Origin of the sequence: Mesorhizobium sp. M1399, assembly GCF_040317735.1 — a bacterium.
Lineage (GTDB): Bacteria > Pseudomonadota > Alphaproteobacteria > Rhizobiales > Rhizobiaceae > Mesorhizobium.
Genome location: NZ_JAMYKZ010000002.1, coordinates 219081 through 237459 on the forward strand (window position 1 = coordinate 219081; position 18379 = coordinate 237459).

21 protein-coding genes are annotated in these 18379 nt (G+C 62.5%); 11 read left to right on the forward strand and 10 right to left on the reverse strand.

The window, feature by feature from the left end; all coding sequences use genetic code 11:
- Positions 1-48: 48 nt before the first annotated feature.
- Entirely contained in the window at positions 49-453 is a 405-nt protein-coding gene (locus tag NKH05_RS03545) for a hypothetical protein (RefSeq protein WP_352480982.1), read from the reverse strand.
- 420 nt (positions 454-873) lie between these two features.
- Here NKH05_RS03545 and NKH05_RS03550 point away from each other — a divergent pair, with 420 nt between their 5' ends.
- A complete protein-coding gene (locus NKH05_RS03550; RefSeq protein WP_352480981.1) occupies positions 874-2076 on the forward strand; it encodes an aromatic ring-hydroxylating oxygenase subunit alpha in 1203 nt (400 codons plus the stop codon).
- Positions 2077-2086: 10 nt separating this feature from the next.
- Here the strand turns inward: NKH05_RS03550 and NKH05_RS03555 are convergent, their stop codons facing one another.
- The 3 genes from NKH05_RS03555 to NKH05_RS03565 all read right to left on the reverse strand — a co-directional run bounded on the left by NKH05_RS03555 (position 2087) and on the right by NKH05_RS03565 (position 4094).
- Complete coding sequence (locus NKH05_RS03555) at positions 2087-2839, reverse strand: DUF429 domain-containing protein (RefSeq protein ID WP_502905013.1); 753 nt, start codon at positions 2837-2839, stop codon at positions 2087-2089.
- Positions 2840-2946: 107 nt separating this feature from the next.
- Entirely contained in the window at positions 2947-3831 is an 885-nt protein-coding gene (gene pdxY, locus NKH05_RS03560; RefSeq protein ID WP_023721311.1) for a pyridoxal kinase PdxY, read from the reverse strand.
- A gap of 11 nt (positions 3832-3842) precedes the next feature.
- Positions 3843-4094, reverse strand: a complete 252-nt coding sequence (locus NKH05_RS03565) for a hypothetical protein (protein ID WP_023721310.1) — start codon at positions 4092-4094, stop codon at positions 3843-3845.
- Between the two features lie 162 nt (positions 4095-4256).
- On the opposite strand from NKH05_RS03565, the gene NKH05_RS03570 reads away from it, so the two are divergent.
- The 6 genes from NKH05_RS03570 (at position 4257) to ppa (ending at position 8604) form a co-directional block, all read left to right on the forward strand.
- Positions 4257-4895, forward strand: a complete 639-nt coding sequence (locus NKH05_RS03570) for a LemA family protein (protein WP_023721309.1) — start codon at positions 4257-4259, stop codon at positions 4893-4895.
- A gap of 85 nt (positions 4896-4980) precedes the next feature.
- Positions 4981-5790, forward strand: a complete 810-nt coding sequence (locus NKH05_RS03575) for a TPM domain-containing protein (protein ID WP_502895830.1) — start codon at positions 4981-4983, stop codon at positions 5788-5790.
- A 52-nt stretch (positions 5791-5842) separates the two neighbouring features.
- Positions 5843-6685 carry a TPM domain-containing protein gene (locus NKH05_RS03580; RefSeq protein ID WP_352588424.1) on the forward strand — a complete coding sequence of 281 codons (843 nt, stop codon included), beginning with the start codon at positions 5843-5845 and terminating at the stop codon, positions 6683-6685.
- A 10-nt stretch (positions 6686-6695) separates the two neighbouring features.
- Positions 6696-7334 (forward strand): TPM domain-containing protein, encoded by a 639-nt coding sequence (locus tag NKH05_RS03585; protein WP_352494107.1) that lies wholly within the window; start codon positions 6696-6698, stop codon positions 7332-7334.
- 117 nt (positions 7335-7451) lie between these two features.
- Positions 7452-7958, forward strand: a complete 507-nt coding sequence (locus tag NKH05_RS03590) for a GNAT family N-acetyltransferase (protein ID WP_023678138.1) — start codon at positions 7452-7454, stop codon at positions 7956-7958.
- A 115-nt stretch (positions 7959-8073) separates the two neighbouring features.
- Positions 8074-8604 (forward strand): inorganic diphosphatase, encoded by a 531-nt coding sequence (gene ppa / locus NKH05_RS03595; RefSeq protein ID WP_023721304.1) that lies wholly within the window; start codon positions 8074-8076, stop codon positions 8602-8604.
- Between the two features lie 17 nt (positions 8605-8621).
- Here the strand turns inward: ppa and NKH05_RS03600 are convergent, their stop codons facing one another.
- Both NKH05_RS03600 and NKH05_RS03605 read right to left on the reverse strand, forming a co-directional pair.
- A complete protein-coding gene (locus NKH05_RS03600) occupies positions 8622-9212 on the reverse strand; it encodes a hypothetical protein (RefSeq protein WP_023721303.1) in 591 nt (196 codons plus the stop codon).
- Between the two features lie 97 nt (positions 9213-9309).
- The gene (locus tag NKH05_RS03605) at positions 9310-9915 is read right to left on the reverse strand and encodes a TetR/AcrR family transcriptional regulator (protein WP_031194622.1); all 606 of its coding nucleotides are present in this window, start codon (positions 9913-9915) and stop codon (positions 9310-9312) included.
- Positions 9916-9996: 81 nt separating this feature from the next.
- Here NKH05_RS03605 and NKH05_RS03610 point away from each other — a divergent pair, with 81 nt between their 5' ends.
- Positions 9997-11280, forward strand: a complete 1284-nt coding sequence (locus tag NKH05_RS03610) for an MFS transporter (protein WP_031194621.1) — start codon at positions 9997-9999, stop codon at positions 11278-11280.
- Between the two features lie 366 nt (positions 11281-11646).
- Positions 11647-13221 (forward strand): alkaline phosphatase D family protein, encoded by a 1575-nt coding sequence (locus NKH05_RS03615; protein ID WP_023719740.1) that lies wholly within the window; start codon positions 11647-11649, stop codon positions 13219-13221.
- A gap of 46 nt (positions 13222-13267) precedes the next feature.
- Here the strand turns inward: NKH05_RS03615 and NKH05_RS03620 are convergent, their stop codons facing one another.
- Positions 13268-13549, reverse strand: a complete 282-nt coding sequence (locus tag NKH05_RS03620) for a hypothetical protein (protein ID WP_023719739.1) — start codon at positions 13547-13549, stop codon at positions 13268-13270.
- Between the two features lie 198 nt (positions 13550-13747).
- On the opposite strand from NKH05_RS03620, the gene typA reads away from it, so the two are divergent.
- Positions 13748-15577 (forward strand): translational GTPase TypA, encoded by a 1830-nt coding sequence (typA, locus tag NKH05_RS03625; protein WP_023719738.1) that lies wholly within the window; start codon positions 13748-13750, stop codon positions 15575-15577.
- 52 nt (positions 15578-15629) lie between these two features.
- Here typA and NKH05_RS03630 read toward each other — a convergent pair whose 3' ends face one another.
- The gene (locus NKH05_RS03630; RefSeq protein WP_353025036.1) at positions 15630-16247 is read right to left on the reverse strand and encodes a DUF1062 domain-containing protein; all 618 of its coding nucleotides are present in this window, start codon (positions 16245-16247) and stop codon (positions 15630-15632) included.
- Between the two features lie 395 nt (positions 16248-16642).
- Between NKH05_RS03630 and NKH05_RS03635 the strand changes: the two genes are divergently transcribed.
- Positions 16643-17257, forward strand: coding sequence for a LysE family translocator (locus tag NKH05_RS03635; RefSeq protein WP_023719736.1), 615 nt, complete (start codon positions 16643-16645; stop codon positions 17255-17257).
- A gap of 9 nt (positions 17258-17266) precedes the next feature.
- On the opposite strand, the gene NKH05_RS03640 is transcribed toward NKH05_RS03635, so the two are convergent.
- Entirely contained in the window at positions 17267-17590 is a 324-nt protein-coding gene (locus NKH05_RS03640; RefSeq protein ID WP_353025038.1) for a YciI family protein, read from the reverse strand.
- A gap of 123 nt (positions 17591-17713) precedes the next feature.
- Positions 17714-18277: a peroxidase-related enzyme gene (locus NKH05_RS03645; protein WP_023719735.1), complete on the reverse strand. Its 564-nt coding sequence runs from the start codon at positions 18275-18277 to the stop codon at positions 17714-17716.
- Positions 18278-18379 lie beyond the last annotated feature (102 nt).

The following is an 18379-nucleotide window of genomic DNA, read 5'->3' on the forward strand; positions in this document are numbered from 1 at the left end:
ATTGCGGCGGGAGCCTGACTGGAGTGCTGGAGGGCGCTCGCGAAAAGATCAAAAAACGTTCGGCGTATCGGCCAGCGGGGCGGCGTTGGCGATCATGCGGACGGGCCGTGCCTTGCCCGACTGGGCAGCGATGGCGCGCAGGCAGTCCAGGCTCTCGGCGCCCCAGGCCTGACCCTTGCAGGCAAAATCGATGTCCGGGATCGGCAGGCGCGCCGTCTTGGTCGTGGTCGTCGCGCCGTCGATGAGGTTGACCGGCGGGTTCAGCGAGGCGAAGGCCGGACCGACGGTCGGCGTGAACGCCATGCCGGCAAACGCGGCAGCGGCAAGCAGCAGGAACATCGCCATCGGGTGATCGCTGGCGCGCTGGCGCAGCGCCAGCTTCGGGCGCCGGTCGTTGCGCTGCGGACCCTGCAGGCGATGGTCGTTGTCGGTGATCTGGGTTTTCGTAGGCATCGTCGTTTCCTTCGGTGTTCTTCTTTTCCCTGTTGAAACGAACTTAACCGCACCTTGTAACGGGCCAACGATGATGGATTAACGATTGTGTAACCGGCATGAAACCAGGCCCGCGGCCATTCCGGGGGCAAACCGACGATGCGTAGCTGGCCGCACCGGTGACATTCAGCGCTCGTTTTCCGCTATCCACGGCACCGGATCCACGTCGACTTTTCCGGTCCACGGAGGGCTGGGCGCTCAACAAGCGTAAGGGGATTAACGCCCGGAATTCCCGGGATTTTCCCGGCTTCGATCGTTCGAGCTCGGCTCTCAATTGCCGATCGGTTTCGCGTCGGGAATTCGCCCTATTCTCGCAAGCTATTGCATTTCAACAGAAAATATGCTTGTATTGAACGGCCATTCAATAAATAAGAGCCTTTTATGAACCCGCATCTGCGTGACGTGGCAATCCCCAACGATTGGGATCGGCGGGGCCTGCCGGGCTGGAGCTATCATTCCGACGCCTTGCTCGAACTCGAGAAAGAGCACGTCTTCCGCAATCACTGGCAGATCGCCGGCCATGTCTGCGACCTGCCGAACGCCGGCGACTATCTGACGATGGATGTAGTCGGCGAGCGGGCGCTGATCGTGCGCGGCAAGGATGGCGTGGTGCGCGCCTTCAACAATATGTGCCGCCACCGCGGCAGTCGCGTCGTTGCCGATAGCCAAGGCACTTGCAAGAATGCGCTGGTCTGCCCCTTTCATGGCTGGGTCTACAATCTCGACGGCACGTTGCGCGGCGCTGCCCGCCCGCGGTCCTTCCCCGACCTCGACAAGACCGAATTCGGCCTGATGCCGCTCGAGCTCGAAATCTGGATGGGCTTCATCTTCATCCGCTTCCGCAAGGGTGGCCCGCAGCCATCCGTGGCCGAGCTGTTGAAGCCGATCGAAGCCGAGATTGCCCATTACGGCGTCGCCGAGATGGTGCCGTCCTGGGGCATCTGGACCCAAAAGACGCCGGTCAACTGGAAGTCGGTGCGCGACGTCGACAATGAAGGCTACCACGTCGCCATGGCGCATCCGGCGCTGCAGGATCTTTATGGCGCGACCTACTTCGACGAGCCGTTCGTCAACGGCGTGTCGCGCTCGTTCGCCACTTACAACCCGCATGCCGGACGGCGCTGGAGCGTCGCGCAATACATCAAGCTCGCACCCGAGGCGAAGCAACTGCCGGAGCACCTGCGCAAGGCCTGGATCTATTACGGCATCTTTCCGAACAACGCGCTGTCGATCATGCCGGAGTCGGTGCAGTTCTATCAGGAGTTCCCGCTGTCGACGGGTGAGACGCTGCTGCGCGGCGCCATCTACCGCTATCGCGACGAGAGCAGGGAGCAGGCGGCTGCCCGCTACCTATCCTACCGCATCGACCGCGACACGCTGGCCGAAGATGTACAGCTTTCGATATGGTCCAACGAATCCATGCTGTCAGAAGCCTTCGGAGGTTTTTACCTCTCCGATCTCGAATATGGCGTGCGCACCCACCACGACCATTTGCGCAAGCAAATTCCCGTGCTCGGATTGGAGACCGCGCCCGAGGAGAAGGATATGTGGGCGCTCAACGAGGCGCTCAGATCACGCTCCTGACGCCTGGTCCTCAAGCCCAGATGGCGACGGGAATGCCGAAACGATCGGCGAGCGGCGGATCCGGAAACGGCATTGCCTCGCCTCTGGCGATGCGGCCGGCAATCAGCATCATCGCCGCGGCATCGAGGAAATCGTCGGTGGCCGCGCCGCGCGGCGGCCTCTGGTCGAGAAAATGCTGGCCATAACCATGCCGGGCAAGCAGCGCCTTGCGTTCGGCCATGCCGGCCGGATTGATGTTGCCCTTGATCTTCTTCGGCAGACGCATCGCCCGGTCGCCGTTCAGTCTGCAGAAGGCAACTTCCGGATGCGATTCGAAGACGCGGCTGCGCAGTTCGGGCCGCGCGATCAGCAGCGAATCGATCTCACGGATCTTGGCAAAGATGCCGAAGGCCTGGATCGAGACACGGCGCGGCGGATCTGAGGTCGTCTTGGCCACGTCACTTGCCCTGCGATGTGCCGCGTACCAGGCTTCGACCGTGGTGAAGGCTTCGATCTCCGCATAGAGCGCGGCGCGGGAGGGGATGGCAAAGACACTGGATTGCCGGGCGCCAAGAAATGGCCGCACCAGCGCCTCCGGACCGCGACCGCCTCTTTGCGAGAAATCGGGCAGGCCGATCGGCATATCGACCGCTACGATTGCATTGACGGGTAGCTGGTCGAGCAACGCCGCGAAGCTTGGGAAAACGGCTGTCGACGGTGCGGCACCGGAATCGCGGCGGACGGCTATCCAGCCGGTCTTGCAACCGTCGACGCCGACAAGCACAACATCCCTACGCGCAACATCCTCGGGCACAACATCCCCAGGCACAACATGGTCGAGCGCAGCACCCTTGGGCGCATCATCCTGGGGCACGGCGTCTTCGGCCTGCGTCACGCCCGGCGATCCCGTCCCGGATGCAGGAGATGGCGAAGCTGCACCATCGCCATCGGGTGCGACAGGCTCTGGGCATCGGTCTCGAGCTGCAATTCGTCGCCGCCGCGCTTGGCGGTGCGCGCCAGGATCTCGTAGACCGCTGCCGTGGTCGATTGCAGCGCCTTGGCGGCCGTTTGGCCGGACAGGATGCGCGCCAGGTAGACGGCCGCCGTCAGGTCGCCGAGCCCATTCGGAGGCTTGTCGATTAGCCGGTGTTCGGCAAGCAGCGCCTCTCTGCCGTTGAGCAGCAAATTGCCGATGCCGCCGGCCATCATCGCCGGTGCCGAAGTGACCAGCATGGCCGGTGGGCCGGCTTGCAGGGCAGCAGCCATTGCCGATTTCAGGTCGGGCAGCGGCGCTCCGGCCATCCATTCCAGCTCGTAGCGGTTGGGCGTGGCGATATCGGCGATCGGCATCAGCCGGTCGCGCATGGCGATTGCGGTCGGCTCAGGTACGTAGAGGCCGCCCGAATCGCCCATCACCGGGTCGCAGATATAGAGGGCGTCCGGCGTCTTCGCCTTGACGGCGCCGACCAGCGAAGCGACGGCTTCGGCCTGGCCAGCCTCGCCGAGATAGCCGGACAGCACGGCGCCGACCTCGCCCAGCCACGGCGCGCGCTCGAGGTCGGTCATCAGCGCCTTGAACTGGTCCAGCGGCGGCACGATGCGGGTGGCCCGGCCGTGCCCCGGATGCCAGGGCAGAATGACGGTCGGCACCGCCCAAACCGGAAACCCCAGCGTCTCCAGCGCAAACACGGCGGCACGGTTGCCGACCGAGCCACGTGCGACATGGCTGGAGACGACGATGACCGCGCGCGGCGCGTCGGCTTTTTCGGCGCTCATTGATCTTTGTCCTAACCGCCCCTGGTGATGAAAAGCACGAGCCAGATCAACAGGCCGATGGCAATAAGCAAGCCTGCCGCCCGACCAATACGGGTGCCCCAATATTCGATCGGGTCCGATCGGTCGGCATCGGCCGCTGTGACGTGGTCGCGCGCGCCTCTGGCGGTTCGTGCGAGGAACGAGGTGCCGCCCGGGTCGGTCTCGCGCGCCACCCGTTCGATGATGCGGCGCGATTCCGCGTCGCTGTCGTGGCGTTTCGCCATGGTGATATCCCGTTTCATCCCGAGCTTAACCCGTTCGCCTCGTCTGTCACAGGGCCTGACGGCGAATGGTAGAAACCAGTAACGCTTCTCGGCCGAAGTCATTTTCTTGCGCAAGGATTGTGCTAATGCTTCGCGTGCCAATGCTATCGAGGGGACCTTATCATGCTTGTCCAGCGCCTTGCTTTACCGCCAATCTTCCGTAATTTAGCTGCGTTCCTGGTGATGGCCGTCATGCTGCCGCTGCTTGCCGGCTGCGGCTACAACACCATCCCGACGGCTGAGGAAAACGCCAAGGCCGCATGGAGCGAGGTGTTGAATCAATACCAGCGCCGCGCCGATCTCATCCCCAATCTGGTCAACACGGTCAAGGGCTATGCCGCGCACGAGAAGGACACGCTCGATGCCGTGGTCGAAGCGCGCGCCAAGGCGACGCAGGTGACCGTGACGCCGGAAACGCTGAACAATCCGGAAGCCTTCAAGAAATTCCAGGACAGCCAGGCCGGCCTGACCAGCGCGCTGTCGCGCCTGCTGGCGGTGGTGGAGAACTATCCCGATCTCAAGGCCAACCAGAACTTTCTGGCGCTGCAAGCACAACTCGAAGGCACCGAGAACCGCATCACGGTCGCCCGCCGCGACTATATCCAGGCGGTGAGAGAGTACAATCTGACGCTGAGGACCTTCCCGTCGGTGATCTGGGCGACCTTGTGGTTCCGCGGCAACCAGCCGTTTGCGAATTTCACCATCGAGGAGGACAAGATGCAGCCGCCGAAGGTCGATTTCGGCACGCAGCAGGGCGGGTGAACGGCGCTTAGCGGGTCTGTTCCCGTTGGCCTTGTACTCCGTCCCACCCCCCTCTGTCCTGCCGGCCATCTCCCCACAGAGGGGGGTGGGAAGAAATGCCGGCCGGATTTTTTTTGGCTTCGTTCTAAGCTTTCTCCTCCTCCCTCTCACCGTTCTCGCGGCCGAATTGCCGGCGCTGACCGGACGGGTCGTCGACAATGCCGGCATCATCGATGCCGCGACCAAGGCGGCGCTGACGCAGAAGCTTGCCGATTTCGAGACCAAGGGTTCGGACCAGATCGTCGTTGCGACCATTCCCAGCCTCGACGGCGAGGAGATCGAGCCTTACGCCAACCGGTTGTTTCGCGCCTGGAAACTCGGCCAGGCGAAGGAGAACAACGGCGTGCTTTTGCTGGTGGCGCCGAACGACCGCAAGATGCGCATCGAGGTCGGCTATGGGCTTGAAGGCACGCTGACTGACCTGCACACCAAGTTGATCATCGAAAATGACATGGTGCCGGCCTTCCGTGCCGGCGATTTCTCCGGCGGCATCAGCAAGGCCCTCGACGACATGATCATGGTGCTGGAAGGCAATCCCGAAGAGCTGGAAGCGCGCGGCGAACGCAACCAGCAGCCGCCGTTCAACAGCGACGATCTGTTCTTCACCATCTTCATAGCCATCTGGGCAATCATCTTTTTCGGCGGCCTCGCAGCCTCCATCCTGCCGCCGATCTTCGGCCAGAAGATCGGTCCCGGCCGCTATCGCTGGCTGGGCATGACCTTCGAGCCGAGCCGGCGGTCGTCCGGCGGCTGGTCGGGAGGTTCCGGCGGGGGATGGTCGTCGGGTTCAAGCGGTGGCGGGTTTTCCGGCGGCGGCGGTTCGTCCGGCGGCGGCGGCTCCTCGGGAAGCTGGTGACGAGATGACAAGACACGCCGTCAGCCCGGTGGAATCCGGCCGTTTCATCAAAATGACCGGCACCGCGCTGTTGGCCATAGCGGTGCTGCTGTTCGGCTTCGCGGCCTTCGCCGCCGAATTGCCGGCGCTGACCGGACGGGTCGTCGACAATGCCGGCATCATCGATGCCGCGACCAAGGTGGCGCTGACGCAGAAGCTTGCCGATTTCGAGACCAAGGGGTCCGACCAGATCGTCGTCGCGACCATTCCCAGCCTCGACGGCGAGGAGATCGAGCCTTACGCCAACCGGTTGTTTCGCGCCTGGAAACTCGGCCAGGCGAAGGAGAACAACGGCGTCCTGCTTCTGGTGGCGCCGAACGACCGCAAGATGCGCATCGAGGTCGGCTATGGGCTTGAAGGCACGCTGACCGACCTGCACACCAAGTTGATCATCGAAAACGATATGGTGCCGGCCTTCCGTGCCGGCGATTTCTCAGGCGGCATCAGCAAGGCCGTCGACGACATGATCATGGTGCTGGAAGGCAATCCCGAAGAGCTGGAGGCGCGCGGCAAGCGCAATCCGGCGAATGACAATCCTGTCGATCCCATCTTCATGCTGTTCATCATCCTGTGGGCGACGATGTTCTTCGGCGGCTTGGCAATGGCGTTCCTGCCGCCGATCTTCGGCACGAAACTGTCGCCGGGCGTGTACAAGTGGCTGGGCATGACGTTCCGCTACGGCCGCGGGCCAGGTTCGTCACCCTCCGGTGGCGGTGCCTGGACGTCGGGGACCTCGTCCGGCAGTGGCTGGTCGTCGGGAAGTTCAGGCAGTGGTTGGTCGTCAGGAAGTTCCGGCGGCGGGTTTTCCGGCGGCGGCGGTTCGTCCGGCGGCGGCGGTTCTTCAGGAAGCTGGTGAGACATCAATCATGGCAACACGACCGATCAGCCCCGAGGATCATGAGCGCATCGCCGATGCGATCCGCGCTGCCGAATCAAAGACCGACGGCGAGATCTACTGCGTCGTGGCGCATGCAAGCGACGGCTATTTCTTCCCGGCCGCCTTCATGGCGATGCTCGGCATGCTCGTCGTCAGCCTCGCCGTCGGTTACGGGCTGGAAGCCTGGTGGCTGTCGATCCGCTTGCCGCATTTCGTCATAGCCGAGCTTCTGGCGCTTGCCAGTGTGCTCATCCTGTTGTGGGCATTGCCCGCATTGCGCATCCATTTGGTGCCGAGGCGGCTGCGCTACCAGGCCGCCCACGCCAATGCGATGAAGCAGTTCCTCGCCCGCAACGTCCACCGCACCGCGGCGCGCACCGGCGTGCTGGTGTTCGTCTCGATCGCCGAGCGCTATGCTGAAGTGGTCGCCGACAGCGGCATCGATTCTCGTGTCGGCCAGCATGTCTGGGACGGTGTCGTCCGCGACCTTACGGCGCATGCCGGCGACGATCGGCTTGCCGACGGCTTCGTCAGGGCGGTCGAAGCGGTCGGTGCGGTACTGGCCGAGCATTTTCCGGTGTCGACCGGCGACAGCAACGAACTGGACGACCATCTGGTCGAGATTTGATCTCGCTAAAGGCGGTTTTGCAGCGTCTCAAGGACGCACCGTTCGGCTGTGCGAAAGCATCGCAGTGGCTGACCGGACTCTTGCAATCGGGCGCCGCGGGTTTATGGTTAACCAATCATGAATACGCTGAGCATCGACATCAGGAAAGCCGAGCCGCGCGATGCAGCCGCCATTGCCGACGTGCATCTCGAGGCCTGGCGCGGCGCCTATTCGGGCATCATCCCACACCGCACTCTGACATCGATGATCAACCGCCGCGGTGCCGACTGGTGGGCGAATGCCATTCGCCGCGCCGCCACCGTCCTGGTCGTCGAAATCGGCGGCAAAATTGCCGGCTACGCGACGATCGGCAAGAACCGTGCCCGCGAACTCAGGCAGCAGGGCGAGATCTACGAGCTTTACCTGCGGCCGGAATATCAAGGCATCGGGCTCGGCAGCCGGCTGTTCTCGGCGGCACGGGCACGGCTGGCCGACCATGGCTTGAAGGGCATGGTGGTGTGGGCGCTGGAAGACAATCAGAACGCACTTGCCTTCTATGCCGGCGCCGGCGGTCGCGATGTGGCCGAGGGCGTCGAGATATTCGAGCAGAAGGCGCTGAAGAAGGTCGCTTTCGTCTGGGAATGACGGCCAGCGCATGATCCGACCGGTTTCGGTTCGGACGATCCCCCAGTACCATTCGCCGCATTGCACCATTCGCCGTCGCCCGCTATCGATCTTCAATCGAGAGAGGGATAAAGCGATGCGTATCGAAGCGATTGCCAGCGGAAAGAACCCGCCCGAGGACGTCAACGTCATTATCGAGGTGCCGATCGGCGGTGAGCCGATCAAGTACGAGATGGACAAGGAGGCCGGCACGCTGTTCGTCGACCGCTTCCTGCACACGTCGATGCGCTATCCCGGCAATTACGGTTTCGTACCGCACACGCTGTCGGGCGACGGCGACCCGATCGACGTGCTGGTCTGCAACACACGCGCGCTGGTGCCGGGCTGCGTCATCAATGTGCGGCCGATCGGCGTGCTGGTGATGGAGGACAATGCCGGCCAGGACGAGAAGGTCATCGCAGTACCTTCGCCCAAGCTGACCTTGCGCTATGAGGACGTTCACGAATACACGCAGCTGCCTGATATCACCCGCCAGCAGGTGCAGCACTTTTTCGAGCACTACAAGGATCTCGAACCCGGCAAATGGGTCAAGATCGAGGGCTGGTACGATGCCGCCTATGCCAAGAAGATGATCGTCGAGGCAATCGAGCGGGCCAAGCGCAAGTAATTAACGGGCGCAAATCGTCAGTTGTCGACGCGGCCGAAATCGGGCGTGTTGCCGATCACCACACGCTTGTCCTTGCCGCAGGCGAAGGTGCGTGCCTTCTCGTCGGCAAGCTTGCGCGCCTGATCGTTGGCGGCGGGATTGCCAGTGGCGAGCACAAGAGCGATCGTGCAGCCTTCGTAGGCGCCAGGCTGGGCAACCTTGGCGACGATCAGCACTTCCGTCGACTTGTTCTCGCCCTCGCTATCGCTGATCGAGCGACGATGGATGACTGCGAAAGGAACGGCCATATCGCCCTTGGTTTCGATACGCCACTCGACTTTGGGTCCAGCCGAGTTGAGGCCGGAAAAGCTTTCCCAGACCGTGGTCATGTCGCCAGGTGGAAACCCGTAGAACAGCGATTCCCGCGCATCGTCGTAGGAAACCATCACCGGGTAGCCGCCATAGCCCGAACAGGCCAGGTCGGCCCAGTCGCCGTCGCCTTCCTCCGCCTGGGCATAAGTCACGCAGTCCTTCTCCCAGACGAGATCGGTATAGACGCTGGATATGTCGCCAGCCCGGGCCGCCTGGCAGAAACCGGCGAGGGCAAGCGGGATCAAAAGAGCGCGCATGGCGGACAACTCCGTTCGGGCTGCCGCAGCGTACCGTCAAATTCAGCAGCAGCCTAGACGAAGTCAGGCTGCTCACAGTGACCTGGTAAACGGAACGCTATTTCCTCAAGCTTGCTTCGATCAGAAGGTCGGCGTTGCGGGCCACCGACTGCGCCGGTCCGCCGGCACCGAACAACTGACCGCTGATATAGGCGCCCTCGATCAGGAGCAGCAGCCCGTCACCCAGCGTGTCGGCGTCGCCGGCACCCATCGCCGCCGCCATGGTGCGCAAGCGCCGGCGCAATTCCTGCTTGTTGGCCTCGCTCACGACGCGGGCCGGATGGCCGTGTTCGGGATATTCGACCGCGGCATTGGTCATGCCACAGCCGCGATAGTCGGGCCTTTGCGTGCGCTTGCCGACACGCGTCAGGAAGGCGACGATCTGCGCGCGCGGATCGCCGGGATGGGCATTCACCGCCTCGTCGAAGCGCTCCCAGAATTCGAGGTCATAGTGCCGAAGATAGGATGCAGCCAACTCATCCTTGGACGGAAAGCTGCGGTAGAGGCTTGGCTTGGTGACGCCGGCACGCCGTACGATCTCGTCGACACCGATCGCCCTGATGCCTTGCCGGTAGAACAGGTCGCGCGCCACCTGGAGGATCCGTTCGGCGGCGCGAGGCAGCGGTGCGCCATTCTCCTTGATCGTTGGTTCAATGCTTTTCATGTCTGGTTTGCCGATGCCTGGTTGACAATGTTACCGGTCGGTACGTATGTTCCGCGCATCTGAAACGTACCGGTCAGTAACATGATAGCTCAATCCCGCCCGTTTGGCCAGCGCTACGCTTTCGTCGTGGTCGCCGTCATCTTCCTCTGCCTGCTGATCGCCGCGGGCCTGCGTTCGGCGCCGGCAGTCATGATGCTGCCGCTGGAGAATAGTTTCGGCTGGCGGCGCGACGTCGTCTCGCTGGCGGCGGCCACCGGCATCTTCCTCTATGGCCTGACCGGGCCGTTTGCCGCGGCGCTGATGGAGCGGATCGGGCTGCGCCGCACCTTGCTTGCCGCGCTGCTTTTGATGTCGGGATCGACCGCGCTCAGCCTGCTAATGACCAAGCCGTGGCATCTGCTCCTCACCTGGGGCGTGTTTTCCGGCATCAGTTCGGGCGCTGTCGCCACCGTGCTCGGCGCGACCATCGTCAACCGCTGGTTCAAGACCAATCGCGGCCTTGTGATGGGACTGATGTCGGCGTCCAGCGCCACCGGGCTGCTGGTCTTCCTGCCGCTGCTCGCCTCGCTCGCCCAGTCCGGCGGCTGGAAGCCGGTCGCCATTGCCATTGCCGTGGCCACCGCCGCCTTGGTGCCGCTGGTTTATATGCTGGTACCGGAGCGTCCGGCCGCGATCGGCATGGTCCGCTATGGCGCCGAGCTCGACGATGTGCCGCCCGCGCCGCCGGCCGCGCAAGGCAATTTCCTCGCGCATACGCTGAGCACGTTGCGCCGCGCCGCCGGTACGCGTGTGTTCTGGTACCTGTTCGCCACCTTCTTCGTTTGCGGCTTCACCACCAACGGGTTGGTCGGCACGCACCTGATCGCCTTTTGCGGCGATATGGGCATCGGCGAAGTGCAGGCCGCGGGCCTGCTCTCGATGATGGGTATCTTCGATCTTATTGGCACGACGCTGTCGGGCTGGCTCACCGACCGTTTCGACCCGCGCAAGCTGCTCGGCATCTATTACGGCATTCGCGGCCTGTCGCTGATCTATCTGCCCTATTCCGGCTTCTCGGCGACCAGCCTGATCATCTTCGCCGTATTTTACGGACTGGACTGGATCGCCACAGTGCCGCCGACGCTGCGGCTTTCCAACGAGGCGTTCGGCGACCGCAGCGGGCCGATCGTCTTCGGCTGGATCGTCGCCGGCCATCAAGTCGGCGCAGCGACAGCGGCCTTTTTCGGTGGCACTATGCGTGAGTTGCAGGGCAATTACGAGCTTGCCTTCCTGATCGCCGGCATGACGGCAATAGCCGCCGCCTGCATCTCGCTGCTGATCAACACCAGCCGCCCGGCGTTCGATCCTGAACCGCAGGCGGCATAGCTTCTCGTTGCAGGAGAGATGCCGTCGGCCAAATTGCCGATCTCCCCCTCGCGGGGGAGATGCCCGGCAGGGCAGAGGGGGCGCGAAGGTTCGCCAGCCTCCGACTTTACGCAATGTTCTGCCCAAACTCCGCTGCTCCGTCTGATTTCTTTCTGATTTGTACGTCGGCGGGACAGCGCCCCCCTCTGGCCTGCCGGCCATCTCCCCCCGCAAGGGACCCGCAAGGGGGGAGATCAGCAGCTTCGCCGCCGAGCGGTCCAGCCTTCCCGCTTGTTGATGTCAGAAAACCTTCATCGTTTCGAAATGTGCCTGAAACATTGAAGCTGGAGCTTGGCGGCGACGTTCAACGCCATCCAGGAGACAGCCATGAACAAGATTTCAATGACGCGGCGCGCTTTCGTCACGTCGGCCAGCGCCGTTGGCCTGGTCGGCGCCTCGGGTCTCGCCCTTCCCTATTACTCGCGCGCCAATCAGCGCCCGGCCTTCACCCATGGCATCCAGTCCGGCGACGTCGACGCGACCAGCGGCATGGTCTGGACGCGCACGGACCGGCCGTCGCGCGTCATGTTCGAAGTGTCGTCGACGGAAAGTTTCGCCAATGCCGTCCGCCTGGCGCCGCTCGATACCTCGCCGGCCAGCGACTATACGGTGAAGCGGCTGCTCACCGATCTCGCCTCCGACCAGGATATTTTCTACCGCATGGTCGCGGCCGATCTTGCCGACATCAACGCCGTTTCCGAGCCGATCGTCGGCCGCTTCCGCACGGCACCTGCCTCGAAGCGTGACATCCGCTTTGCCTGGTCGGGCGACACCGCCGGCCAAGGCTGGGGCATAGACGAGACCGGCATGAAGACCTACGCCACGATCGCCAAGCACACGCCCGACTTCTTCCTGCATTCGGGCGATACGATTTATGCCGATGGTGCGATGAAGGACGAAGTCGACCTGCCCAATGGCGGCAAGTGGAAAAACACAGTGCTGATCAACGAAAAGCGCAAGGTTGCCGAGACGCTGGACGAATACCGGGCGCAGTGGAAATACAACATGATGGACAAGAACGTTCTTGCGCTCAGTGCCATCTGCCCGACTTTCTATCAGTGGGACGACCATGAGGTGCTTAACAACTGGTCGGACTCGAAGGACCTGAGCGCCGACGACCGCTACACAGAAAAATCAATCCATGTGCTGGCAGCACGTGCGGCGCGCGCCTTCCACGAGATGACGACGATCCGCTACGAACCGTCGGAGCCGGGCCGCGTCTACCGCAAAATCGCTTATGGTCCGCTGCTCGACGTGTTCTTCCTCGACATGCGTTCCTACCGCGGCCCCAACGGTCCGGATATGCAGGAGACGATGACGCCTGAATCGCGCATCCTCGGCGAACAGCAGATCAAGTGGTTGAAGCGTGAGCTGGCAAATTCCAACGCGACGTGGAAAATCATCGCCGCCGATATGCCGCTCGGCCTCGTGGTCTGGAATGACGGTACCAAGAAGGTCGGGGCCGAGGCAGTCAGCAATGGCGACAATGGCCCGGCCAAGGGGCGCGAGCTGGAAATTGCCGACCTTCTTCGCTATATAAAGAACGCGGGCATCAGCAATACCGTTTGGCTCACCGCAGACGTGCATTACACGGCCGCGCATTACTACAATCCGGACAAGGCGCAGTTCCAGGACTTCAATCCGTTCTGGGAATTCGTTTCGGGTCCGATCCATTCAGGCACGTTCGGACCGAATGGTTTCGACATGACCTTCGGCCCGGAGCTGAAGTTCATCAAGGCACCGACTGCCGAGCAGGGTCAGAACCTGCCGCCGTCGGCCGGCCTGCAGTTCTTCGGACTTGTCGATATCGATGGCGCTACAGAGCAGCTGACGGTGCGGCTGATGGATCGCGACGACAGCGAACTCTACAAGGTCACGCTCGATCCGGTGCGGTCGGCGTGAGCGACTGCACCATTATCCTCGGGCCAGCCCGAGGGTAGGACGTGTATCAATCGGGATAGCAGACGACGGGAATGTTGGGCCAGACGGCGCTGTCGCATCCGGCATTTTGCTGCCTTTGCTTGAAGGCGGCGCTGACTGGCCCGGTCACCACCGGGTCGACGCCATCGGGAGCATCGGCAAAAAGCTGCTCCGCCGACCGCTTGTCGGACGGCAGGGCAGTCCGCGTCTCCTTGAACGACGCGGCCGACTGCGCCGCGCCTGCCGCGAGGAGGACGGCGAGTGCGCTACATGCCAAAATCGGCCGGAGTCTGCTGCCTGCGTCGATCATGAAATTCGAACTGCCCGGACCATGAAAGGTTCCGCCTTGGTTAATAATTCCACTTCACACCAAGACATTTAAGATTTGGTGACTTTATTTGGTGACTCGCCTCCTCTTTCGCAATTGCGAAAAACCCTGTATGAGCCGCCCAACCGAAAGAGGCAGCGCCTTTTGGCCTGCTGCCTGCAACGCTCCCGAGACCAAAACATGAAAATCCGCAATATCGCGATCATCGCGCACGTCGACCATGGAAAAACCACCCTCGTCGATCAGCTCCTGAAACAGTCCGGCTCGTTCCGCGACAACCAGCGTGTCGCCGAGCGCGCCATGGATTCGAACGATCTCGAAAAGGAACGCGGCATCACCATCCTGGCCAAGGCGACCTCGGTCGACTGGAAGGGCACCCGCATCAACATCGTCGACACGCCCGGCCACGCCGACTTCGGCGGTGAGGTCGAGCGCATCCTGTCGATGGTGGATTCGGCCATCGTGCTGGTCGACGCCGCCGAGGGGCCGATGCCGCAGACCAAATTCGTCGTCGGCAAGGCGCTCAAGGTCGGACTGAAGCCGATCGTCGTCATCAACAAGATCGACCGGCCGGATGCTCGCCACGTCGAGGTGGTCAACGAGGTGTTCGACCTGTTTGCCGCGCTTGACGCGACCGACGAGCAACTCGACTTCCCGATCCTTTACGGTTCGGGCCGTGACGGCTGGGTCTCCGAAAACCCCGAAGGTCCGAAGGACCAGGCTCTGGCGCCGCTGTTCGACCTCGTCATCAAGCACGTGCCGGCGCCGACCGTTCATCCTGGCCCGTTCCGCATGATCGGCACCATTCTGGAAGCCAATCCGTTCCTCGGCCGCATCATCACCGGCCGTATCGAATCCGGCACGCTGAAATCCAACCAGGCGGTCAAGGTGCTGCACCATGATGGCACCCAGGTCGAAACCGGCCGCATCTCGAAGATCCTTGCTTTTCGCGGGCTCGAGCGCCAGCCCATCGACGAAGCGCAGGCAGGCGACATCGTCGCCATCGCCGGCTTGTCGAAAGGCACCGTCGCCGACACGTTCTGCGACCTGTCGGTGACCGAGCCGCTGCACGCGCAGCCTATCGATCCGCCGACGGTGACGATGTCGTTCCTGGTCAACGATTCACCGCTGGCGGGCACCGAAGGCGACAAGGTGACCAGCCGCGTCATCCGGGACCGCCTGCTGCGCGAGGCCGAAGGCAATGTCGCGCTGAAGATCGAGGAATCGCCGGACAAGGATTCGTTCTTCGTCTCCGGACGCGGCGAATTGCAGCTGGCCGTGCTGATCGAGACGATGCGCCGCGAAGGTTTTGAGATCGCCGTGTCGCGGCCGCGCGTCGTCATGCAGAAGGGCGAGAACGGCGAATTGCTGGAGCCGGTCGAGGAAGTCGTCATCGACGTTGACGAGGAGCATGCCGGCGTCGTCGTGCAAAAAATGTCGGAGCGCAAGGCCGAGATGGTCGAGCTGCGCCCTTCGGGCGGCAATCGCCAGCGCATCGTTTTCCACGCGCCGACGCGCGGCCTGATCGGCTACCAGTCGGAACTGCTGACCGACACGCGCGGCACCGCCGTGATGAACCGGCTGTTCCATGCCTATGAGCCTTACAAGGGTGAGCTGCCGGGCCGCACCAACGGCGTGCTGATCTCCAACGAACAGGGTGAATCGGTGGCCTATGCCATGTGGAACCTGGAAGACCGCGGCCCGATGGTCATCGACCCCGGCGTCAAGGTCTATCAGGGCATGATCATCGGCATCCATTCCAGGGACAACGACCTCGAAGTCAACGTGCTCAAGGGCAAGAAGCTGACGAACATCCGCGCCGCCGGCAAGGACGAGGCAGTGAAGCTGACGCCGCCGATCCGCATGACGCTGGAACGCGCGCTGGCCTGGATCCAGGACGACGAGCTGGTCGAAGTGACGCCGAAAACCATCCGCCTGCGCAAGCTCTATCTCGACCCGAACGAGCGCAAGCGTTTCGAGAAGTCGGCGAAAGTGGTCGGCGCGGCGTAAGCCACTTTTCTCAGCCATTATGAGGAAGGGAGCACGTGCGTGCTTCCTCCCTCTATCTTACCCGCCGGCAGCCCCGGTCTGGATTACTAGACAGGTCGATGCGGATCGCCGTTCCCGCTCGGGCTGGCCTGCGCAAGGCTTTGGCCCCGTCCGGACCAACGGCCAGCAATCGCTTCTCTTCCCAAACCTGAAGCCGCGATCGCGAGATACCGAGTTCGTTGGCGAGCAACCGGTCGAGCCGCAGCGCTGTCGGCATTTCGAGCTCGAGCTGGAGTTCGAGGCCGGCGGTGTTTTCCGGCCTGTCCCCGAGCACCTGCTTATGAACGGCGGCTTCAGGAAATTCCTCGACGCGCCCGATCCTGCTTCGCAATGCGGCAATATCGAAAGCATGGCGCCGCGCCAGGACCGGATCGTTGCATTCGAGCGCCTGCAGCAGGGCCGGCTCGATGTCGCGGCGATTGCAGCGCTCCAGAATGCCGAAATTCCAGGAATTGTCGCAATCGATGCACCGGTAGATCAACCAGGCATCAATGCGTTTGCCATTAGCATTGACCCGGAATTTGCCGCTGCAGCGATAGGCTTTCAGGCCACCGCAGCGATTGCAGTTGAGGTGAGGTCGCGGTGCGGTCTTGGGCGCGATCGCCCAGCGGATACGCAGTATCGAAGGCATGCCGAAAAGCCCTTCCCGTCGGGAAGTTCGTCAGATCGGCGATGTCGAGATGCCCCTGCGGGCACGGCGTGGCGAGAGACTGCGGCAGTTGGAAATAAGCGTCGCGGGTGATTGTGCGCGACAGCGGTTCAGCAGTGCCAAACCGGTCTCGAACCGCCACCCTGAGGAACACATGATGTGAAAACAGGCGCCGCGACTGCGACGCCCTGCTCTGTGTTGGGGGAGTTGGCGAGACCGGCGGTTACGTAGGCAAAGTGAAGCTCGAAATGATGTCGGGACGACATTTCTAGCCGCGAGGTGCCCAGCCGACAAGCCTTCTTTCGGTAGACGCTACCGTCGTCGGAACAGTTGGGTTATGTTGAATGACTCCAAAAGTTTCTAACGAGATCCGCGTCATGCATTTCACGTCGCTTCTGATTTTTGCCGGCGCCCTGCTTGTTGCCGCCGGCTCGCCGGGCCCGTCGATTGCCGCACTTGTGGCGCGGGTCATCGCAAAAGGGTTTCGCGACGTGTTTCCGTTCCTGCTTGCCATGTGGATTGGCGAAGCGATCTGGCTGTCACTGGCGGTGTTTGGCCTCGCCGTGGTGGCGCAGACGTTCCACTTCGCCTTTGTCGTCGTGAAATGGGTTGGCGTCGTCTATCTCGCCTGGCTTGCCTGGAAGATGTGGACGGCACCGGTCGAGGCAAAAGAAGGCTCGCTGCCGCGCGACGATTCGCCCGTCAGACTGTTCTTTGCCGGCATGGCGGTGACGCTCGGCAACCCCAAGATCATGATGTTCTATCTGGCGCTGCTGCCGACCATCATCGATCTCGGTTCAGTCCGCGTGATCGGCTGGGTCGAGCTGACGGCGACCATGGCCGTGGTGCTGGTCGCCATCGATTTGACATGGGTGCTCGCCGCATCGCAGGCGCGCAAGCTCTTGAGGAGCAAGCGGGCGATGAAGATCGCCAACCGCATCAGCGCCGGCACCATGGCCGGCGCTGCGGCGGCGATCGCGGCGCGGTCCTGAGCCGGCGCGTCAACCCATTTCAATTATCGGTGCGATCTCGACGCTGAAACCCGGGTCCGTCAGGATAGGACAATCCTGGGCTTTGCCGACGGCATCGTCGATGTCTTTCGCTTCGATGATGGTGTAACCGGCGGTTGGATTGCTGCCGCCATTGTTCTCGACCTTGCCGCCGGGCAGCAGGGTCTTCGACATGCCGACTGGATTGCCACCGTCGACCACGGCTGAGCCAAGCTTGCCGTACCAGCCGTTCCAGGCATCCATCGCTGCCTTCCGTTCGGCCTCCTCGGTCGGCATCTTGCCCGAGCCGTGATAGACGTAGAGAAATTTCGCCATGTTCTCCTCCTTTGATCGGCGGCATCGAACCGGCATGCGGTCATGCCGCATGCCGATCATCGGACCAAACCGGCAAACAAGCAACGAGAATGCGATGTAGCTAATATATACGACCGCGGTGCCCTATCGCGCCATCGCGTGATATTCATCGTTCGGCCGCATATCGATCGCCGATGCCAGCCGGTTCGACATGTTGAAGAACGCGGCAGTCGAGGCGATATCCCAGATGTCGCGGTCGGAAAAGCCCACTTGCCGCAGCGCCGCCCGGTCGGCTGCGACGATCTTTGCCGGCTGCTCGGTCAGCTTCACCGCGAATTCGAGCATGGCGCGCTGCCTGTCTGACAGCTCGGCGGCGCGAAAATTCATCACCATCATCTCGCCGAAGGCCGGGTCGCCGGAAAGCTGGCGCACGGCCGCGCCATGTGCAACCAGGCAATAATAGCAATGGTTGACCGATGAGACGACCACCGCGATCATCTCTCGCTCCAGCTTCGACAGGCCGGATTCACCCAGCATCAAATCATTGTACATGTCGGTGAAAGCGCGCAGCTTCTTCTCGTCGAAGGCGTAGGCGAGCAGCACATTGGGAACGAGGCCGAGCTTCTCCCGGCATTTGGCGAAATAGGCGTTGGTCGCTTCGCTCAGCTCCGCCGGTGCGAGGTCAAGCGCGGTGATTTTGTCTGTCATAGGGGATTTCTCCTCGTTTTCCGCCAGGCTGCCGGTGAATTCCGACATTTCGTCGCAAGCCGTCAAACCTTTGTCGCCAAATACCCGTCATCTGCTACGATA